17 protein-coding genes and 3 tRNA genes are annotated in these 19,551 nt (G+C 37.5%); 10 read left to right on the top strand and 10 right to left on the bottom strand.

Features of this window, described 5'->3' with window-relative positions; genetic code table 11:
- Positions 1-122: 122 nt before the first annotated feature.
- From sohB to cysS, 3 genes are read right to left on the bottom strand one after another with little or no spacing between them, the layout of a single operon-like run.
- Entirely contained in the window at positions 123-1,256 is a 1,134-nt protein-coding gene (gene sohB / locus HMPREF3230_RS00430) for a protease SohB (RefSeq protein WP_075523033.1), read from the bottom strand.
- Positions 1,257-1,282: 26 nt separating this feature from the next.
- Positions 1,283-2,977 carry a signal recognition particle protein gene (gene ffh, locus HMPREF3230_RS00425; RefSeq protein WP_075523032.1) on the bottom strand — a complete coding sequence of 565 codons (1,695 nt, stop codon included), beginning with the start codon at positions 2,975-2,977 and terminating at the stop codon, positions 1,283-1,285.
- Between the two features lie 18 nt (positions 2,978-2,995).
- A complete protein-coding gene (cysS, locus tag HMPREF3230_RS00420) occupies positions 2,996-4,609 on the bottom strand; it encodes a cysteine--tRNA ligase (RefSeq protein WP_075523106.1) in 1,614 nt (537 codons plus the stop codon).
- A 198-nt stretch (positions 4,610-4,807) separates the two neighbouring features.
- Between cysS and HMPREF3230_RS00415 the strand changes: the two genes are divergently transcribed.
- The 7 genes from HMPREF3230_RS00415 to trmD all read left to right on the top strand — a co-directional run bounded on the left by HMPREF3230_RS00415 (position 4,808) and on the right by trmD (position 10,229).
- Positions 4,808-6,145: a nicotinate phosphoribosyltransferase gene (locus HMPREF3230_RS00415; RefSeq protein WP_075523031.1), complete on the top strand. Its 1,338-nt coding sequence runs from the start codon at positions 4,808-4,810 to the stop codon at positions 6,143-6,145.
- 122 nt (positions 6,146-6,267) lie between these two features.
- Positions 6,268-6,657, top strand: coding sequence for a DUF3039 domain-containing protein (locus HMPREF3230_RS00410; protein WP_082266201.1), 390 nt, complete (start codon positions 6,268-6,270; stop codon positions 6,655-6,657).
- A gap of 30 nt (positions 6,658-6,687) precedes the next feature.
- Complete coding sequence (locus HMPREF3230_RS00405; RefSeq protein ID WP_082266200.1) at positions 6,688-7,740, top strand: endonuclease/exonuclease/phosphatase family protein; 1,053 nt, start codon at positions 6,688-6,690, stop codon at positions 7,738-7,740.
- Between the two features lie 124 nt (positions 7,741-7,864).
- Entirely contained in the window at positions 7,865-8,311 is a 447-nt protein-coding gene (rpsP, locus tag HMPREF3230_RS00400; protein ID WP_075523030.1) for a 30S ribosomal protein S16, read from the top strand.
- Between the two features lie 2 nt (positions 8,312-8,313).
- Positions 8,314-8,547, top strand: a complete 234-nt coding sequence (locus HMPREF3230_RS00395) for an RNA-binding protein (RefSeq protein ID WP_075523029.1) — start codon at positions 8,314-8,316, stop codon at positions 8,545-8,547.
- Positions 8,548-8,574: 27 nt separating this feature from the next.
- Positions 8,575-9,165, top strand: a complete 591-nt coding sequence (rimM, locus tag HMPREF3230_RS00390) for a ribosome maturation factor RimM (protein WP_075523028.1) — start codon at positions 8,575-8,577, stop codon at positions 9,163-9,165.
- 218 nt (positions 9,166-9,383) lie between these two features.
- Positions 9,384-10,229: a tRNA (guanosine(37)-N1)-methyltransferase TrmD gene (trmD, locus tag HMPREF3230_RS00385; RefSeq protein WP_075523104.1), complete on the top strand. Its 846-nt coding sequence runs from the start codon at positions 9,384-9,386 to the stop codon at positions 10,227-10,229.
- Positions 10,230-10,310: 81 nt separating this feature from the next.
- Here the strand turns inward: trmD and rsmD are convergent, their stop codons facing one another.
- Positions 10,311-10,898, bottom strand: coding sequence for a 16S rRNA (guanine(966)-N(2))-methyltransferase RsmD (gene rsmD, locus HMPREF3230_RS00380; protein WP_075523027.1), 588 nt, complete (start codon positions 10,896-10,898; stop codon positions 10,311-10,313).
- A gap of 127 nt (positions 10,899-11,025) precedes the next feature.
- Positions 11,026-11,982, bottom strand: coding sequence for a tRNA (guanine(46)-N(7))-methyltransferase TrmB (gene trmB / locus HMPREF3230_RS06565; RefSeq protein WP_075523103.1), 957 nt, complete (start codon positions 11,980-11,982; stop codon positions 11,026-11,028).
- A 173-nt stretch (positions 11,983-12,155) separates the two neighbouring features.
- Between trmB and galE the strand changes: the two genes are divergently transcribed.
- On the top strand, positions 12,156-13,166 hold the full coding sequence (gene galE / locus HMPREF3230_RS00370; protein WP_075523026.1) for a UDP-glucose 4-epimerase GalE: 1,011 nt from the start codon (positions 12,156-12,158) through the stop codon (positions 13,164-13,166).
- A 230-nt stretch (positions 13,167-13,396) separates the two neighbouring features.
- Here the strand turns inward: galE and HMPREF3230_RS00365 are convergent.
- From HMPREF3230_RS00365 to HMPREF3230_RS00345, 5 genes are all read right to left on the bottom strand, one after another.
- Positions 13,397-13,469 (bottom strand) — tRNA-Phe (locus HMPREF3230_RS00365).
- 42 nt (positions 13,470-13,511) lie between these two features.
- Positions 13,512-13,585, bottom strand: a tRNA-Asp gene (locus HMPREF3230_RS00360).
- A 227-nt stretch (positions 13,586-13,812) separates the two neighbouring features.
- Entirely contained in the window at positions 13,813-15,045 is a 1,233-nt protein-coding gene (locus HMPREF3230_RS00355) for a DUF4190 domain-containing protein (RefSeq protein WP_075523025.1), read from the bottom strand.
- A gap of 258 nt (positions 15,046-15,303) precedes the next feature.
- Positions 15,304-15,375: transfer RNA gene (locus tag HMPREF3230_RS00350), tRNA-Glu, on the bottom strand.
- 115 nt (positions 15,376-15,490) lie between these two features.
- A complete protein-coding gene (locus tag HMPREF3230_RS00345) occupies positions 15,491-17,461 on the bottom strand; it encodes a DEAD/DEAH box helicase (protein ID WP_075523024.1) in 1,971 nt (656 codons plus the stop codon).
- A 192-nt stretch (positions 17,462-17,653) separates the two neighbouring features.
- Between HMPREF3230_RS00345 and HMPREF3230_RS00340 the strand changes: the two genes are divergently transcribed.
- Both HMPREF3230_RS00340 and HMPREF3230_RS00335 read left to right on the top strand, forming a co-directional pair.
- Positions 17,654-18,073 carry an OsmC family protein gene (locus HMPREF3230_RS00340; RefSeq protein WP_075523023.1) on the top strand — a complete coding sequence of 140 codons (420 nt, stop codon included), beginning with the start codon at positions 17,654-17,656 and terminating at the stop codon, positions 18,071-18,073.
- A 112-nt stretch (positions 18,074-18,185) separates the two neighbouring features.
- Positions 18,186-19,436 carry a glycosyltransferase gene (locus HMPREF3230_RS00335; protein WP_075523022.1) on the top strand — a complete coding sequence of 417 codons (1,251 nt, stop codon included), beginning with the start codon at positions 18,186-18,188 and terminating at the stop codon, positions 19,434-19,436.
- The last annotated feature ends 115 nt before the right edge of the window (positions 19,437-19,551 follow it).

Raw genomic sequence — 19,551 nt, 5'->3', positions numbered from 1 at the left:
CAAAATCTCTTAATAAGTCTTCTTGAAATACTTACAAAAATTACTAAATCTAGTTAAATATAGCTAGCTATCTAAATATAACCAACTAGCTAAATCTAGCTAAACATATCTAAACATGTTAATTACATAACACGTGCGTTAGTAGAATTCTTATATATCACATTAGTAATAATATTTTCTACTGCAGCTTCAGCTCTCAAACCAACTTTTTCTACTAAGGACTTAGACTTTTTAGTAGTTATAAGATAAACATCTTTATCTTTCATAGCATCAACTATTAAATCATCGCTAGTTCCTAAAGCATCAACCAGTTTCAACTCAATAGCGCGCGCAGCATACCAATACTCTCCTGTTGCGATTTTATCGATATCTACTTGCGGACGATGCGTACTCACAAAATCTTTGAACAATTGATGAACTTCATTCAATTCTTCTTTGAACTTTTGCTTTCCTTCTTCAGTATTTTCTCCAAAAACAGTCATAGTGCGCTTATATTTACCAGCAGTTACAACATCAACATCAACATCATGATTCTTCAAGAATCTGTGAACATTAGGAATTTGTGCCACAACTCCAATAGATCCAATAGCACTAAAAGGCGCTGCAACAATGCGATCTGCTATGCAAGCCATCATATATCCGCCACTAGCTGCAACTCTGTCTACTGCAACAGTAAGAGGAATATTATGATTTCGAATACGTTGTAATTGCGATGCACCTAAGCCGTATCCGTCTACTGATCCTCCAGGGCTTTCAAGCTGAAGTAAAGCTTCATCTCCATCTTTAGCTAAAGAAAGCATAGCTGTAATTTCTTCGCGCAAATCGTTCACTTCATTAGCGCTAACACTTCCAGAGAATTTTAGAACGAAAAGACGCGACTTTTTAGAAGAATTTGCATCTGAATCTTTAACTTCCAAATTAGTGTCATTAGAAGTTTTAGAAGCATTCTTAGCTTCTTGTTTAGACTTTGCTTTCTCTTCCTTTTTCTTTTCCTTCTCTTCTTTTTTCTTTCGTTTTTCTGCTTCTTTAGATGCCTTACGTTCTTCTTTAGAACCACTAAGAATCATAACATCTTCAAGCTTATCTTTTTGATCATCATATTTTTCATTCAAATTGACGATAGTAATCTCTTTTTTATCGTCATCATCAGATTTACTTGACTTTTTAAACGAAGCTAAAATACATACAAGAGCAATAACTCCAGTTATAACTTTCATTAAGAATAAGCCATATTGAGATAAAATATTCCAAAACATAAATAAACCTCACTACTAAATATCTTTTACTTCGATCCAAAAAGACCAGATAATCCTTCGCCTAAGTTTGGCGGCAAATCAGGCATTTGCGGCAAATCAGATAAATTATTCTGCCCTTGTGACGAAAGCAAATCTTTTAGACTTGAAGGAACATTCATCATATTAGGCTCAGAATCCACATTGTTATTATCGTAAGAATTTGTGGAATTATTATACGAACCAGCTCCACTAAGTCGCGCGCGTAGTGCAATTTGTTCAGCTTCACGGCGCATAGGATTCCCTGACTTAGAACCCTTCTTCTTAGAATTTTTCTTATCTTTACGCTTTGATTTCTGGCTAGGTCCACCAAAACCAGGCATACCGCCCATTCCTGGAACACCTGCACCCATACGCTTCATAAACTTTGCTGCTTGCTCAAAACGTTGCAATAATGAATTAACAGCACTCACAGTACAACCAGAGCCTGCAGCAATACGAGCACGACGAGAACCATCAATAATCTTAGGATTCCTACGTTCAAACGGAGTCATAGAACGTATAATCGCCTCAGTTTTATCTATCTGACGATCATCAAATTGCTCAAGCTCTTTACGATGTTGAGCCATACCTGGAATCATTGAAAGCAATTGTTTCATAGATCCAAGTTTTCTAACTTGCTGAAGTTGATCTAAAAAGTCATCAAATCCAAAAGTACCTTCAGAAATCTTAGATGCAGCTTTACGAGCTTCTTCCTCATCAAATTGCTTTTGCGCATGCTCTATCAGAGTGAGAATATCTCCCATATCAAGTATGCGAGATGCCATGCGATCAGGATGGAAGATTTCAAAATCCTTCAAACCTTCACCAGTTGAAGCAAACAAAATTGGCTTACCTGTAACACTCGCTACAGATAATGCAGCTCCACCACGAGCATCGCCATCAAGCTTAGAAAGCACAACTCCAGTAAAATCAACACCTTCATTGAACGCTTGAGCTGTACGAACAGCATCTTGGCCAATCATTGCATCAATAACAAAAAGCACTTCTTGAGGATTAACAGCATCGCGAATATTACGAGCTTGCTGCATTAACGCATCATCTACGCCCAAACGACCTGCTGTATCAATGATCACAGTGTCATACATTTTATTTCGAGCAAATTCGATTGCGTCACTAGCAACTTTAACAGGATCTCCAACAGTTACTCCAGGGGCAGCTAAATTATCTCCACCAGTTTGCACACCTTTTTGCGGAGCATACACTGCAACTCCTGCACGCTCTGCTACTACTTGCAACTGTGTAACAGCGTTAGGACGTTGTAAATCAGCTGCAACAAGCAAAGGAGTATGACCAGAATCTTTAAGCCAATATCCAAGCTTTCCAGCCAAAGTAGTTTTACCAGCACCTTGTAAGCCTGCAAGCATTATTACAGTAGGAGGATATTTTGCAAAATTCAAAGGTCTATCAACACCAGAACCGAGAACTTGCGTCAATTCATCATTTACAATACGAACTACTTGTTGTGCAGGATTTAGCGCGCGCGAAACTTCCTCACCAAGAGCACGTTCGCGAACACGAGCTGTAAAAGATCTAACTACTTCAAGAGCAACATCTGCATCAAGTAATGCACGACGAATCTCACGAACAGTACCATCAATATCAGCATCAGAAAGTTTGCCTTTGCTACGCAAATTTTTAAATGCAGAAGAAAGTCGGTCTGTTAAAGAACTAAATATTGCCATAATCTCTTTATCCTATCATTACTTATTCAACAAATGCCACGAGCAACCTTGAGGAGTATCTTCTATTACAACTCCAGCAGCACTTAAAGAATCGCGAATAGCATCTGAAGTTGCAAAATCTTTAACGCTACGAGCTTTTGCGCGCGCTTCAAGCTGAGAGCAAATAAGCGAAGATAGCGCATTATGCTCAGCGCTATTATTTTCACAAGTGTCATTTTTAGAAAAATTAGAAACCCATGGCTGAGCATAAGGATCTAATCCTAAAGTATCAAGCATCGCGCGAACGCTTACAACTACATTTCTAAGAGATTCTTTAAAATCATCTCCGCTTCCTGAAATATTATTAAGCAAAGAATTACCTTTTCGAATCGTGCTAAAAATAGCCGCTTGAGCACCTGAAACGTTAATATCATCATTCATAGATTGCGTAAACTCTTCTGGTAACAAATCTGCGTTAATTGACGTAATCTCTTCACGAGAAGGTTGTTCACCAATAGCACGACCAGCACGCTCTAAGAAATTCATAATGCGATCATATGCAGATTTAGCTTCAACTAGCGCTTGATCAGACCACTCTAACATCGCACGATATTGCACAGAACCCAAAGCGTATCTAACAACCCAAGAGCTATTATTTGCTAAAACAGACGGAACAGAAAGTCCATTGCCTAAAGATTTAGACATTTTCTCGCCTTTAGCTGTAACCCAAGCAGAATGCATCCAAACATTAGCACTCTTCCAACCCGCTGCAGTTGTTTGAGCCATCTCATTCTCATGATGAGGGAATCTTAAATCCAAACCACCACCATGAATATCGAACTCATCTCCGAGATATCTGTGACTCATTGCAGAGCATTCAATATGCCATCCCGGTCTACCTACACCAAAAGGAGTTGACCATTTAGCATCACTTTGATCAAAATCGCATGGAGCTTTCCAAAGTGCAAAATCACGAGAATCATGTTTATCTTTAGACGCATCAGCAGCATCAACAGGATTATATTTATCTTCTGAAATATTATCTACGCTAGGACCAAGAGCATCAGCAACCTGAGATGCATAATCACTTGCAAAAGTTTTATCTTGATTCTGATTTTGATGCGTAAGTTCACCATAATGTTCCCAACTTGGAACATCGAAATAAACATTTCCAGTAGGCTTTCCAGACTCATCTTTAATTACATAAGCATGTCCGCGCTCAATCAAACGCTCAATAAGCTCAATCATATCTGTAATATGACCAGTAGCTCTAGGCTCTACAGTAGGAGGTAATACTCCTAACATGTTATAAGCTTCGCTAAATTCTCTTTCGTAAATATATGCGCGTTCCCACCAGTGTTGACCAGCTTGAGTGGATTTTTTCATAATTTTATCGTCAATATCAGTCACATTTCTCACAAAAGTTACGTCATAGCCCAAGCGAATCATCCAACGACGAACTATATCAAAAGCAATTGCAGCACGAATATGCCCAATATGCGGCGAACTTTGTACAGTTGCTCCACACACATACATACCTATATGACCTGGTTTTATTGGCTTAAAATCAGAAATAGTATGCGATGCAGTGTTATAAAGTCGCATTCCAGATGCAGCTTTAGTTAAAGATTTGTGTCCCATATTATTAAGCATAGTTGCCATTATAAGTGTTCATTCATACTGAATATTTAAGCTCATAATATGAAATCAAAAAATAACTAAAAAGCGAGTGCATAGACTTAGATATATGATAATTTCAAAGCATAAAAGTTCATTGGCTATACAAAATGTTCGCGAGTAATGCACTGCATTTGTTAGTTGACGATTCATTAGTTTTATGAAAGGAACATTATGTCTGAATTTTCATCTGCGCTTATGACAGATATGTATGAATATACAATGCTTGATGCTGCATTGCACGATGGCACAGCTAATAGAAAATGCGTATTTGAAATTTTTACTAGACATCTTCCTGAAGGACGCCGCTATGGAGTAGTTGCAGGCACTGGACGCATACTTGAGCAATTAAGGAACTTCCACCTTCGTGAAGAAGATTTGAAATTCCTTTCAGATCGTCACATAGTAAGTAAAGAAACTATTTCTTGGCTTGAAAACTACAAGTTTAGTGGAAAAATTTCAGGATATCGCGAAGGAGAAATGTTCTTCCCTAATTCTCCAATTTTGCAAGTTGAAGGCACTTTCGGTGAATGTACATTACTAGAAACACTACTTCTTTCTATATTGAATTATGATTGCGCTGTTGCATCCGCAGCAGCACGAATGGTTTGCGCATCTGCTGGAAGACCTTGCATGGATATGGGAGGAAGACGAACAAACGAATTTTCAGCAATTGCTGCATCAAGAGCTGCAATTATTGGAGGATTCAAAGGAACAGCAAACTTGTTAGCTGCTCAAATTTACGATTTGAAAGCTATTGGAACAGCAGCTCATTGTTTTACTTTAGTTCACGATAATGAACGCGATGCTTTCAAAGCACAGATTGCAACTCTTGGCACAGGAACTACTTTGCTTGTTGACACTTATAACATTGAAGAAGCTGTAAAGACTGCTGTAGAAGTTGCTGGAACGCAATTAGGCGGAGTTCGTATTGATTCTGGAGATTTGGGCGAGTTGGCAATGCGTGTGCGAAAACAGCTTGACAAATTAGGAGCAACAACAACGAAAATAACTGTTACAAATGATTTAGACGAATACGCTTTAGCTTCATTGCAAAATGCCCCAGTTGATTCTTATGGAATTGGCACAATGCTTGTTACAGGATCAGGCGCACCAACTTGCGCTATGGTTTACAAGTTGACTGAACGCGAAGGACAAAATGGAATTATGCATCCTGTTGCTAAGAAGTCTAAGAACAAAGCAACTGTTCCAGGTCGTAAATTAGCTTATCGATCTTATGATTTTTCTACTTCTAAAAATGGTATAGCTGACGCGGAGCACATTATTTCTGGATCTGAAGAATCTCTTAAAAACTTTAAACCTAAAGAAAATTGGGAGAATTTGCTAGTTGACTATATGATAGACGGTAAAGAAAATACCAAATACATTGGTCATGATGCAATTATGAACGCTCAAGAGCATTGCTCTAAAGCTTTAAGCCGATTGCCAATCTCTGCTCAAAGCTTAATGCGAGGAGATCCTGCTATCCCTACAGAAATTGATGTGCTTTAAATAAAACCTCTAACACAAATAAAATCTTGAGCAAAAATAAAACCTTTAGCACAATCTTTAAATAAAATTTAAGTAAAACTAGATTTATATATCTACTTGAAATATTTTAAGAAAGGAAGACCATGACCTACACAGAACAGTCTTATGAAGAACAGTCTTATGAAGAACAGTCAGACTCTTTAAATCTAAAGTCATCAATATATAAAACAAATGTATTTAATTCGAGTGAATCAGAGTCTTCACCAGATTCTGGATCTGGAACTTCAACTGCAATACTAGAGCGTCCAGATACTAAAGAAGATGCACGTTTAGACGATGGCTCAAATGCAGATCGTTTCGCTCACTACGTTGATAAACTTCAAGTACAAAAATCACTTCTTACAGGAAGACCAGTCGTAGCATTATGCGGAAAAGTGTGGGTTCCTAAGCAAAATCCAGAAAATTATCCTGTATGCCCTGAATGCAAAAAAATTTATGAACAACTAGGATCAATAAATCCTTTTAACATATAGAAAAACAAAAATATTCAGGAGCAGCGGAATATGGACTCACATCTCTTGTTATGCCAAATAACATGGGCAATACTTGCAATACTAGCTATATGGCAATTACTCAGATGGATTCCAGCAGGCACAGATAAACTTAATCCACTTCCATACGTGATTGCATTATTGCAACTTTCGTATATTCCGTTGCTCCTAATAGCAATAATTAGCACAGCTTTCAATATGAAGCATGAGTGTATAGCGTCAATAATAATATTGCTTATTTCTTTTACTTCACATACTCCTTACGTATTTAAAAAGATTAAAAAAATTTTTCACTTCTTCTTTAAATCAAAATCAAATACATATAATCACGAATCAACTTATAATAAAAAAATTCGTATAATGACGTTAAATTGTCGTTATGGTCGCGCAAACGCAAAACAAATAGTTGAAATAGCAAAAGAAAATAATATTGACACACTTCTATTGCAAGAAGTGAACAAGCAGCTCATAAAAAAATTACATGATTTTCATATAGAAGATATCTTCTCAACACAACAATTAGGCGAGGAAAGCGAAAACGACAACGGCGGATTTAACGCAATTTTTACTAAATATTCTCCTCAAAGAACACTAGATAAAACAGTAAATATTGACGCGTCAAACGTACCTTTAGTAACAACAAAAATTGACGATATTACATTAAATTTTGCATCTGCTCATCCAAAATCCCCTATGAGAGGATGCGTATCGTGGAGCGAAGGGATAAGAATACTTTCTAAAATTCTAAAAACTTTTAGATTAGAAAATAGCAAAGTTATTACTATTATTGCAGGCGATTTCAACTCAACAATTGATCATCCTAGTTTTAGAAAATTATTGTCATCTGGTCTAAAAGACAGCGCAATTGAACTTGGCTGCAGACTTCGCACATGGCCTACATGGCTACGATGGCCGAATTTTACACTTGATCATATTCTTTTTAACGCTCATAATTGTTCATCTCATGCGCTATCACATAAGTCTATTGTTGTAAAAGGCACTGATCATTTGGCATATATTACTTGCATAAGTTTTAAGTTAAATCGTCCAAGCCGATATGCATAATAGAAAAGTTATTTGCGTATGTTGTAGCCCTCTTCACAACTACGTGAGGAACATAGTGAATTCTCGTAAGGAGTGCCCCACACCCTAACGAAATTTCACGACTTTAGATACAAGGAGAGCCATTTTGGCAACCAAGATTCGTCTTAAGCGACTGGGCAAGAAATTCTACGCCTACTACCGCATTGTGATTTCCGATTCACGCAACAAGCGTAACGGCAAGTCTATTGAAGAAATAGGCGTATATGATCCAAATAAGCAGCCATCGTTGATTCAGATTGACTCTGAGCGCGCACAGTACTGGCTTGGCGTTGGCGCACAACCAAGCGAACCAGTATTAAAGCTTCTGAAGATTACCGGTGACTGGCAGAAGTTCAAAGGTCTTGAAGGTGCAGAAGGCACATTAAAGACCTCTGAAGCTGGCCCAGATGCGCAAGCTCGAGTTGAAGCTGTTGAAGCTGAAGCACAAAAGCTTAAGGCTGCAAAGTCTGAAGCAGCTGCTAAGGCTCAAGCTGCAATTGAAGCTGCTGCAAATGAAGCAGAAGAAGCCAATACTGAGGAAAAGGCTGAGTAGTTATGTTGGCTCAAGCTGTGGAACATCTCATTAAAAATATCGTGTACTTTCCAGACGATGTTTCTGTACGCTCACTAGAAAATTCTCGCGGTGAATTATTGCGAGTTCGAGTGAACCCAGAAGACATCGGTCGTGTAATAGGTCGCGCAGGACGTACAGCTAATGCAATTCGTACTGTTATGCAAGCGTTAAGCGATCATAATGTGCGAGTTGATATTATGGATGTACGTAAGTGATTTAATCATACATAAGTGAGATTGAACGTGGCAGAAAACCAACGCGCATATGACGACCCTCAACAGGATTACAATAACCTGCTGAGGGTTTGTCGTATTGGTAAGGCTCAAGGTCTTAAAGGTGAAGTAACTGTACAAGTTTTCACAGATGAACCATATGAAAGATTTAAACCAGGAACTCACCTATATACTCAAGACGGATCGCGCGAACTAGTAGTTGAAAATGCTAGAACATTCAAAAACAGATGGATTCTGCTATTTGAAGAATCCTTAAATAGGAACGACGCTGAAGCATTGAATGGGTTGGAATTATATATTCCAGCTGAGAACGCAGAAAATCTTGCACAGCATAACGCTTGGTATATAAAGGATTTAGTTGGACTAGAAGCTAGATTATGCGAAAATAACCAGCTAGGGCAACCTGAACAAGTTATAGGAAAAGTTGTAGATGTTCTAGATGGTGCGCAATCTTTGCTAAAAATTCGACTTGTTAATCCTATTGATGAAGACAATAAAACTGCTCTTGTGCCGTTTGTTGAAGCGCTTGTACCAGAAATTGATATTAAGGATCAATACTTAACTATCAACCCTCCTGGAGGACTAATTCCCGGATTTTAATGGAAAATAATCCAATAAAATCCTTCAAATAAAAAGCATAGCTGAACCACTCAAAACAATGAGTCCAACATATAAAGCTCGTAAGAACAAACTAAACATAAGCTCGTAAGAACAAACTCAGCACAAAACAATTAGAACAAAGCAATTAGCACAAATTCCGTAAATTCTAATCAAACTAATATAAGCACTCTTAAGCTCAATTAAAACAGCAAATTATGATGAACATTGACATTATTTCCGTATTCCCAGAGTATTTCAATATGCTCAATTTAAGCTTGCTCGGAAAAGCACAAGATAAAGGCTTATTAAACATAAAAGCATATAACTTACGCGATTGGACGCATGATGTTCATCAATCAGTTGACGATACTCCTGTTGGCGGCGGAGCTGGAATGGTAATGAAACCAGAAGTATGGTCTGAATGCTTAGACGAGTTATTAGGTTTAAATGATTCCTCTAGTAAAATTACTAATGAAAACTTTACTAATACATCAATTAAAGAAAATAATTATCCTATACTAATATTCCCAAATCCTTGCGCACCACTTTTTAATCAAGTAGATGCAACAGAATTAAGCAGAGCAAATCATTTGATTTTTGGATGTGGAAGGTACGAAGGCTACGATGCAAGAATTCCTGATTATTACAAGTCATGCGGAATAGACGTTCGCGAATATTCTATTGGCGATTACGTACTTAACGGAGGCGAAGTAGCTGTAAGTGTAATGGTTGAGGCTATTACTCGCTTAATGCCTGGTTTTATGGGCAATCCTGAATCAATTGTAGAAGAATCCTACACGGGAGATGACGCGCTTCTAGAACATCGTCAATACACTCGTCCAACTACATGGAGAGGGTTAAGCGTGCCTGAAGTTCTTACATCTGGAAATCATGCGAAAGTCGATAGATTTAGAAGAGATGAAGCTTTAGAAAGAACTGACGCAATTCGTCCAGATTTAATTGAGAAATTAGATTGCACTTCTTTAGATAAAGCAGACAGGAAAACACTTATAAATCTTGGGTGGGAAGTATCTGGAAAGCATCCACGTAAGTTAAACGACTAAGATTTACTATAACTTGAACAAAACGCTTTTATTCAACACTTTCGTAAACGCGCTTTTATTAACGACTGTTAGAACACTCTTTTATTCAACACTACTAGATTGTATAAAAAGCACAGCAGTTTCACCGTAATGTCGATTGTCAAAAATTTCCCATCCTTGAGGAAGCTTAGGCAAAACACTTCTTGTGCTACGTTCAAGAACAATTAAAGTATCAGATTTAACACTTGCTACTCCATTGTCAATTATGCACTGTAACAATTTTTCGCAATCAGAAGTTTCATAAGCATAAGGAGGATCTATAAATATAAGCTGGAACGCTTCCCCTTTATAATCCCTCACAAATTGCTCTGCATTTCGACTGTCAACTTTCATTGAAAGACAATCATCCCAAAACGCAGATTCGCGTAGTAGTTTAGCTGTTTTACTAATAAGAGATGCAGCAGCAGAATTTGCTTCTACAGATACTAATTTGCAACTTCCGCGAGATAATGCTTCAATACCTAAAGCTCCTGTTCCTGCAAACAAATCGAGAACAGTAGCATTTTCAAGCACATTCCATGCATCAAGACGTGAAAATATAGCCTCTTTCGCACGATCTGTAGTAGGTCTTGTACACGATTTAGCAGACGCTAATGGCATAGACTTGAATCGCCCAGAAATAACACGCATTCTTTACTTCCTACTCAACATCTCAGCAATATCAGCAATATAAGAAATCTCAGTAATCTCAGAAATCTCAGTAATCTCAACAACTATCACATTTAACGATAATATGAGCTTCAACACTCATAAGAGCTTAAATACTCATATAAGTAATATCATGAATTACTCGACATGCTTCTAGTCCTTTACGCTCAAAATTCGTAAGAACTCTACCTTCAAATCTCTCCGATTCGCAAAAATCAGCATGAGGAAGTGCCTCAGCTTCATCTGCATTACCTTTACCTACATGTTCAATTGGCAAACTAACATATTTATGTCCAATGTTCTTGAAATCAAGCCTATTATCCATCACTTCATGCACATGCAACGCATAATCTTCAATATCGGTTGCAATCCTCCAAAAGCCGCCTTTTGATAATGCTTTGTGAATATCTTGAGCTAGTTCATTCTGAACAATACGACGCTTATGATGCTTCATTTTCGGCCAAGGATCTGGAAAGAAAGTCCATATTTCACTAATCACATTAGAGTCACAAGCCTTGAAAAAATCAGGAGCATTAACTTGTGCGATTCTTAAATTCTTTAGACCTTTAGAGATTTTAGATTCATTGTTATGAGAAGAATTGTTAAAAGAATCATAAGTAGATTCTTTTAATGATTTATAAGACTCGCTAGAAGAACTAGAAGACTCGCTAGAAGACTCAGATTCGCACGAACTTTCACATTTAGAAGCAAGCAACATAGTATGCGCTACACCTGGATCATATACTTCTAACGCCAAAAAATTCGTATTAGGATTAGCGGATGCTGCAGAAACAATATTCTCACCTTGCCCAGAGCCAATTTCTACGACAAGTGGATTGCTATTCCCCCAATTTTTAGAAATCCACTCTCGATCAATTATGAGATTCTTTGTCAAGCGCAAAGAACCATTACCTTCAGAAACATCTAGTAAGTATTTAGAAGAATACGAATCTTTAGCGCGCTGCAACCTAGCATCTAATCGTGCAGATCTTCTAACAAAAGACAACACAGCACGATCTTTTGAAATCATGCTACTATTTTCTTGTTCTGCATCTTCATTATTCATAATCATCCAGACTCGTATTCTTCAAACCTGTTTAGCCATTTTTGTATTTTATTGTAGATTACAAAATATGTAAAATATTTTTACATATTGATGTATACTAAAAGTGCAAAACATAACAGATGTGAGCAAAAACGAACATTTTTGTTTCATCAGTATATCTAGAAAGGTCAATCATGACTGTTCTCGTTACAGGAGGATGCGGATACATCGGCGCACACGTTGTACACGCACTTCATAAAGCCAAGCAAGAAGTCGTCGTTGTGGACGATTTAAGCTACGGCAAACCAACACGCATTGAAGGTGCTCGACTTTACGGAATGGACATTGCAGCCCAAGGTTCAGGAGAGCGACTTGCAGAAATCATGCGTAATGAGCATGTAGATGCAGTAATACACTTTGCAGCACGCAAACAAGTTGGCGAATCAATGGAAAAGCCACTTTGGTACTACGAGCAAAATCTCAATGGCATGTTAAACGTTCTAGAAGGAATGCGCCATAGCGATGCTAAAAAACTCGTATTTTCTTCTTCAGCAGCAACATATGGTGAACCACCTGTAGAAGTAGTTCCTGAAGACGTATCTCCTATGGTCCCAATCAATCCATATGGACAAACCAAACTCATTGGCGAATGGATGGCTCGCGCTTGTGAAAAGCCTTATGGAATACGCTTCTGCGCATTGCGTTACTTCAACGTAGCTGGATGCGGACCAGTTGAACTAGAAGATCCTGCAGTTTTGAATCTTATTCCTATGCTTTTAGAGCGATTGCAGCGCGGCAAAGCACCTGCTATTTTTGGCGATGACTATCCAACGCCAGATGGAACTTGCATTCGCGATTACATTCACGTTTCAGATTTAGCAGATGCTCATATTGCTGCATTAAGATATTTGGATCTAGATGAAAGAAAGTATGACGCATTCAACGTTGGAACAGGAACTGGAACTTCAGTGCGCGAAATCGTTGAAGAAGTCCGTAGAGTGACAAAACTACCATTCAAAGAAGCAGTATTGCCACGCCGCGCTGGAGATCCTCCTCAATTGATTGGAAATCCAACTCGTATTAACGAAGAGATGAATTGGCACGCACAGTATAACGTTAAAGATATTGTTGAGTCTGCATGGAAAGCTTGGCAAGCAAATCCAGCACATCATATTGACGTTGAATCTTGGAAGCAATCCGATTGATTTTCTTCATACGCTAAATGAATTAAATTAACTAAATTGAGCGATTAAGCGATTACTAATTAAATTAGTGATCGCTTAATTTTTTGCCTATAACCATTTTGGGAAATAACCCCCAAAATAACCCCCATTTTGCCTATAACATCATTTTTTAACTTATCAACAAACAATTAGACAGATAAATAAAACAAAAAAAGCGCTGAAACAAAGTTTCTGCGCTAAATCACAAGTCGTGGCTCCGAGCGGGATCGATCCGCTGACCTAACGATTTTCAGTCGTTCGCTCTACCAACTGAGCTACAGAGCCATGATGAATAAAAAACCCGGAATAACCGGGCTTCCACCATCGCGACCCCGGCCGGACTTGAACCGGTGACCTCCGCCGTGACAGGGCGGCGCTCTAACCAACTGAGCTACGGGGCCGTGGCTTGTTCGCTTGAACAGCCGAGTCACTATCTTACATGAATAACGAACAAATGCAAGTCAAAAATGAAAATCGGCGTGTCTTAGTGACAATTAAAGGATTTACGGCGTGTCGAAAAGCTACTATTTGCGTCAAAAATAATATCAATATCGACATCAAACGATCTAAATCGACACAATCAATGTCAATCCAAAATCAATCGACATCAGCATAAAAAATCTTTGTTCTAATCACTTGAACTATCTGAATTAGCATCAGAATTAGCATCTGATGAATTGGAATTATCTTGACTATCTGACGAGCTGGAGTCAGAAGAGGATGAATCCGAAGATGAAGAGTAAGACGAAGAATCCGAAGATGAAGAGTCAGACGAAGAATCCGATGTACCAGGATCAACATAATCAGTGTATCCATCATCGTCTAAATCGTTATAATAATCATCTTTTCCATCTTCTCCAACTTTAATATACGCATGCTCAGGGTAATAATACTTTGAAGTTTGAGCATCGAGATGATTAGCTAAACTTGTACCTGCTAGTATAAAAATTAAAATACTAACTACAATTGCAATCCAAGCTCTTACTCTTCCACGCTCACCAGTCTTTCTTATTTCGACTAAAGCAATCACAGATAGAATAAATCCTACAACCGGGAAGAAGAATGCAAAAATAAGACCCCAAAAAGCACATTTATTAAGTTCATCGCTTTTCTCGACTGGCTTATCAGATGAATCATCATGCGTAATTTCGTCACTTGCAGATGAAGAATATGAATCACCCCAAAGATCAGGCCATTGTTTTACATCTGTTTTTTGAGAATTATAAGAATTGTTATATGCGTACGAAGATTGAGACGCATTATTTGCATTATAGCTGCCTGGAACAGCGCGTGAAACAGGAGAAACAGCTTGAGGATTATGATTTGGATAAGAAGGAGATTTAGCTTCTGTAGCGGAAGGCTGATTGGAGAATCTTTGAGCTTGAGGAGCCTGCCATGCCTGCTGATTCTGATTATATTGATTGTAACCGTATTGCTGCTGATTAACCTGCTGCTGATTAGTTTGCTGCTGATTAGTTTGCTGCTGATTAACCTGCTGCTGATTTAATTGCTGCCTGTTAGCTTGCGTCTGATTAGACGAATACTGCTGATTTTGATTATATTGAGGATTTTGTTGACTAAAATAAGGCTGATTATATTGGCTAGGCTGAGAAGATCGATTATATTGCGATTGATTATAAGAGTTTTGATTATAAGAATTCTGATCATAACCGTATTGCTGCTGATTATAAGAGCCTTGATTATATTGCGATTGATTATAAGAGTTTTGATTATAAGAATTCTGATTTGCAGAAAACGATGCATTGCCATTATTCGCTAAATTCTGAGCATTATTCGCATTTTGATAATTATTGTTATCAGAACTACTAGAATTTTCGTATTGATCATTTCTCACAGACATTTCAGCCTCCTTACTCACTTTTAACTACATTCTAATTGTGTTTATAGGACAATTAACACTTCAATATAAAACATACGTAAAATACGGGTTATTCGGGTTATTCCACAAAATCGTGTTATAACACAAAAATCAGAGCTATATGACAAATCATTATATTCCCAAAAATCGGGTTATTTCCCAGAAAATCGCACTATCCCCAAAAATCACATAATGCGAGATATGAAAAAACGCCACTTACAAAAGTGACGTTTTAATTTGTACCCCCTAAGAGAGTCGAACTCTTGTTGTCAGATTGAAAGTCTGGTGTCCTAACCGTTAGACGAAGGGGGCCTTTAACCAAACCATATGATATTAACACTTTGACTATGCATCTGCAAATATCGGCGTGTCGGCAAAGTTTAGAATTTTAAAAGCTTTTAATAAGTTTCCGTAAACTTAATAAATATCATTCATTCCCTTCACTCTTGCTGTGCGAACGCTCATGCATGCGTCCGCGATATCTGCCGCGTCCGCGAGATCTACCTCCCCTTGACTTTCGCTTGTTTTGGCTAGGCTCAGGCATACTCCAACCTTCTTGCAACTGCGCTGCATCTCCAACAATCTCATCAAGAATTGGAGAAGATTGATTCACATCTTGAGTTTGAGCATGAATACCTGCACGGCGAAGCATTATATGCGCAGAACGCTTCTGATTTGGAAGCACAAGAGTTACAACATCGCCTTCTTCGCCTGCACGAGCAGTACGACCAGAACGATGTAAGAATGATTTAGGATCTTCAGGAGGCTCTGTTTGTACAACAAGTGCAACATCACTAATGTCAATACCTCTAGCAGCAACATCAGTTGCAACTAAAACTCGCACTAAGCCTTGCGCGAAAACAGCAAGATGTCTATCACGCTGACTTTGCGAAAGATTACCTTGCAAATCCACTGCTGGAATACCCTGTTGCACAAATTTCTTCGCCATATTCTTAGCTTGACACTTTGTACGAGTAAAGAATATTGAGCGCTTTTTACCAGACGCAAGCTTTCGCAAAACTTCATACTTATCCCCTGAAGATACTGCAAAAACATGATGCGTCATAGTATCAACTTGACTATCAGCATCGTCAAGCGCATGAACAACAGCATTCGGCAAGAATTTATTCACAAGAGTCGCAACTTGTTTATCTAAAGTAGCAGAGAACAACATACGCTGACCATCTGGTTTAACCTGCTCTAAAAGTCTAGTAACAGCAGGAAGGAAACCCATATCTGCCATTTCATCCGCTTCATCAAGCACACTGACTATTACTTTTTCAAGGCTAAGAGCACCTTGACGCAATAAATCCTCCAAACGCCCAGGGCAAGCAAGCACAATTTGAGCTCCTTGTTTAAGCTGAGATATTTGACGCTGATACCTAACTCCACCGTAAACAGTAACCGTGCGCATACCATAAGCTGCAGCAAGAGGTGCAACAACATCGTCAATTTGATGAACAAGCTCACGAGTAGGAGCTAAAATAAGCGCACGCGGAGAAGGCAAATCCTCATTTTTACGATTCTTAGATTTTTTATCAGAGTTAATTAAATCAACAAAATTTTCTGCTAAACGAGAAACTAGCGGAATCGCAAATGCTAAAGTTTTACCACTACCAGTTCTACCACGCCCGAGAATATTTTTGCCTTTTAAAGAATCAGGTAAAGTAGCTTGCTGAATTGGAAACGCATTTATTTTCCCATCTGCACGCAAAACATCAACAATAGAAGATGGAACTCCAAGTTGCTCGAAAGTTACATCATCTTTATAACTTTCACGAGATTCAATTGCACAATCTGGAATTATTACAGAATTTTTCTTGGGATTAACAGAAGAATTATTATGGTTATCGAAAGATCTCCTACTTGAATCGGAAGACTTACGAGATAAAGACTTACGAGATAAAGACTTATTTCTATCCGATGAAGACTTAATATTATGCAATGAAGACTTACTGCTATCTAATGGTTCTAATGAAGACTTATTTGCAAAATCTTGTTCTGCTTCACGAATAGCCATCTGTTCGTATTGTAAAGCTTTTTCACGCAATCTTTCACGTAATTTATCTGCTTTACGATTACGACTTTTACGAGAATTCAGCTCGTGATTTTTATTATTTGCCTTATTGTTTGCCTTATATTCAAAAGGATTTCGCTTTTTAGCGTTCTTTCTAGATTCCTTATTAACATTCTTGACTGCGATGCTATTAGCATTCTTAGCAACATTCTTAGCAGCATTTCTACCAACGTTTTTGCTAGTAGCATCAAACTCATTAACCTTATTGAAAGATGAGTTTCTAGAATTATTTGAATTATATTTTTTATTATTACGGCGACTTTTGTTAGTATTTTTAGCGCCGCTGTGCATTGAATGCGCAGCATAATGAGTGTGTGGCACAATAGCCTTTCATAATTATTTATACAGTGATTCAGTGATTACACGTAATTACTACAAATCTTGAACTAGACGAGATTAGCATACGGTGAGCACAATACGCATTAAACATTAAAGTGATAACATATACACATACAAATTATTTTGCAAACAAACAAAAAATCACAATGCACATCTAAAGCAAAGGAGCATAAAATGTCCAGAAGATTATGGGTAGAACGTAAAGACGATGGCACGTGGGAAGCATTAAGCGATGATGGAGCTAGATTAACTTTTGGCAAAGGGCAAGGAATGTTCAATCCGGTTGAGCTTATGCAAATAGCATTAGCTGGGTGCACTGCATTAAGCACTCAATACGCAATAGAACATGCTATTGGAGAAGACTCCTCCGCACGCGTAGTAGTAAGTGGCACATACGATGCAGACGAAGGAGCTTACAGCCAATTTAACGAAGATATAACAGTTGATGCAACAAGCGCGGATCATAAACTTACAGAAGAGGAAGTTATCGCATTAAAAGATAGAATGGAAAAACATATTAACAAAGGATGCACAGTCAAGCACACTCTCGAATCCTCTTCTCCTGTGAGAATTTCTGTAACAATCAAACATTAGGAAAATAAAAAATACAAAAAGATTGATTATTATTAAAAAATCAAAAATTCGTACAAAAATTTTGGAAAAACATAATATACTAGATATGTTGTTTATGTAATTGGAGGAAACTTTGAAAATAGCTATTTTTACTGAAACGTATCCACCATACATAAATGGCGTAGCAACACAATCATACATGTTGAAAAAAATGTATGAAGAAATGGGACATGAAGTACTAGTAGTAACTGTTGGATCTGAAAAGCAATATAAAACTAAGCTAGTTGACGGCGTAGTTTATGTTCCAGGTTTTATGCTTAAAAAACTTTATAAATATCGCGTTGCAATCCCAATTGGATACATGCGCAAAAAATTCCCTATCAATTTCAAACCTGATGTAATACATATCCAAAATGAATTTGGTATTGGTGAAATCGGTTTGGAAGTTGCTAAAAAAGAGCATATACCTGTTGTTTATACTCTTCACACAGAATACGATAAATTCTTGTTTTATATTGGACTAAAACATTTTACTGAGTTTTCAAAAAATATTTCTTCAAAATATTTCATGCGATTCTCAAAGAATGCCACAATTATTACAAGCATGTCTTCTAAAGCTCAAGCTTATATTGATCGCCAAAAAGTGAATAAAAAAGTGGTCGTTCTAAGCAATGCTGTTGAATATAAAAAATTCCTACCTACACCTGAACGACTTGCTTTCCGCGAAGAATTCCGTAAAAAATACGATATTTCAGACTCTACAAAATCGTTTGTATTTGTTGGACGTATAGGCGCTGAGAAAAATATTCAAGAGCTTATTGATAATTTCATTTATTGTGATTTTCCTCGCGAAAAAGCTCGCTTATTCGTAATAGGCGGCGGACCAGATTTGGAATATTTGCGAGAATACGTTAAAGAAAAAGGATTTGAAGATAGAATTTATCTTTTAGGACCTATTGCGCATGACGATATTACTAAATATTTATACGCAATGGATTATTACACAACAGCTTCTCTTTCAGAAATGCATTCTCTTTCTATGCTTGAAGCAATGGCTTCTGGATTATTTGCACTTGTTAAACATGATCCGCCTAATGAAAATCAAATTATTAGCGGTAAAAACGGCTATCAATGGGATTCTAAAGAGGATTTCAAAGCTGTTTTCACTAAAGTCATAAATATGAATAAAGTTGAGCAAGATCAGCTTAAAGCAAATGTGCTTGAATATTCGAAAAACAATGATTTTAAGAAACAAGCTCAAGAGCTAATCAAAATATATAAGCAAGCTATTGAAATAAACAAAGCTGAACTCGAGAATAAAAAGTTAAAGCGCGAAGAACGACTGAAAAATCTAGGATTAGCTAATATTCTCAAAAACAGCTGAAAATTCTCACAACTTTGCAACTAGACTGCTGCTGAATTTAAAATAAACGCATAAACTATGAATTTATTCACTAAAAGTAGATTAAGTATAGATTGTGTACTAGTGAGGTGTGGGA

This window comes from Gardnerella vaginalis (genome assembly GCF_001563665.1).
Classification (GTDB): domain Bacteria; phylum Actinomycetota; class Actinomycetes; order Actinomycetales; family Bifidobacteriaceae; genus Bifidobacterium; species Bifidobacterium vaginale_A.
The sequence above is the reverse complement of the archived record's forward strand: the minus strand, read 5'-3'. Positions and strand labels throughout refer to the sequence as shown.

Excerpts from the sequence above, each read along its gene's own strand:
- sohB (WP_075523033.1), bottom strand. The coding sequence starts at position 1,256 with ATGTTTTGGAATATTTTATCTCAATATGGCTTATTCTTAATGAAAGTT.
- ffh (WP_075523032.1), bottom strand. The coding sequence starts at position 2,977 with ATGGCAATATTTAGTTCTTTAACAGACCGACTTTCTTCTGCATTTAAA.
- cysS (WP_075523106.1), bottom strand. The coding sequence starts at position 4,609 with ATGCTTAATAATATGGGACACAAATCTTTAACTAAAGCTGCATCTGGA.
- HMPREF3230_RS00415 (WP_075523031.1), top strand. The coding sequence starts at position 4,808 with ATGTCTGAATTTTCATCTGCGCTTATGACAGATATGTATGAATATACA.
- HMPREF3230_RS00410 (WP_082266201.1), top strand. The coding sequence starts at position 6,268 with ATGACCTACACAGAACAGTCTTATGAAGAACAGTCTTATGAAGAACAG.
- HMPREF3230_RS00405 (WP_082266200.1), top strand. The coding sequence starts at position 6,688 with ATGGACTCACATCTCTTGTTATGCCAAATAACATGGGCAATACTTGCA.
- HMPREF3230_RS00395 (WP_075523029.1), top strand. The coding sequence starts at position 8,314 with ATGTTGGCTCAAGCTGTGGAACATCTCATTAAAAATATCGTGTACTTT.
- trmD (WP_075523104.1), top strand. The coding sequence starts at position 9,384 with ATGAACATTGACATTATTTCCGTATTCCCAGAGTATTTCAATATGCTC.
- rsmD (WP_075523027.1), bottom strand. The coding sequence starts at position 10,898 with ATGCGTGTTATTTCTGGGCGATTCAAGTCTATGCCATTAGCGTCTGCT.
- trmB (WP_075523103.1), bottom strand. The coding sequence starts at position 11,982 with ATGAATAATGAAGATGCAGAACAAGAAAATAGTAGCATGATTTCAAAA.
- galE (WP_075523026.1), top strand. The coding sequence starts at position 12,156 with ATGACTGTTCTCGTTACAGGAGGATGCGGATACATCGGCGCACACGTT.
- HMPREF3230_RS00355 (WP_075523025.1), bottom strand. The coding sequence starts at position 15,045 with ATGTCTGTGAGAAATGATCAATACGAAAATTCTAGTAGTTCTGATAAC.
- HMPREF3230_RS00340 (WP_075523023.1), top strand. The coding sequence starts at position 17,654 with ATGTCCAGAAGATTATGGGTAGAACGTAAAGACGATGGCACGTGGGAA.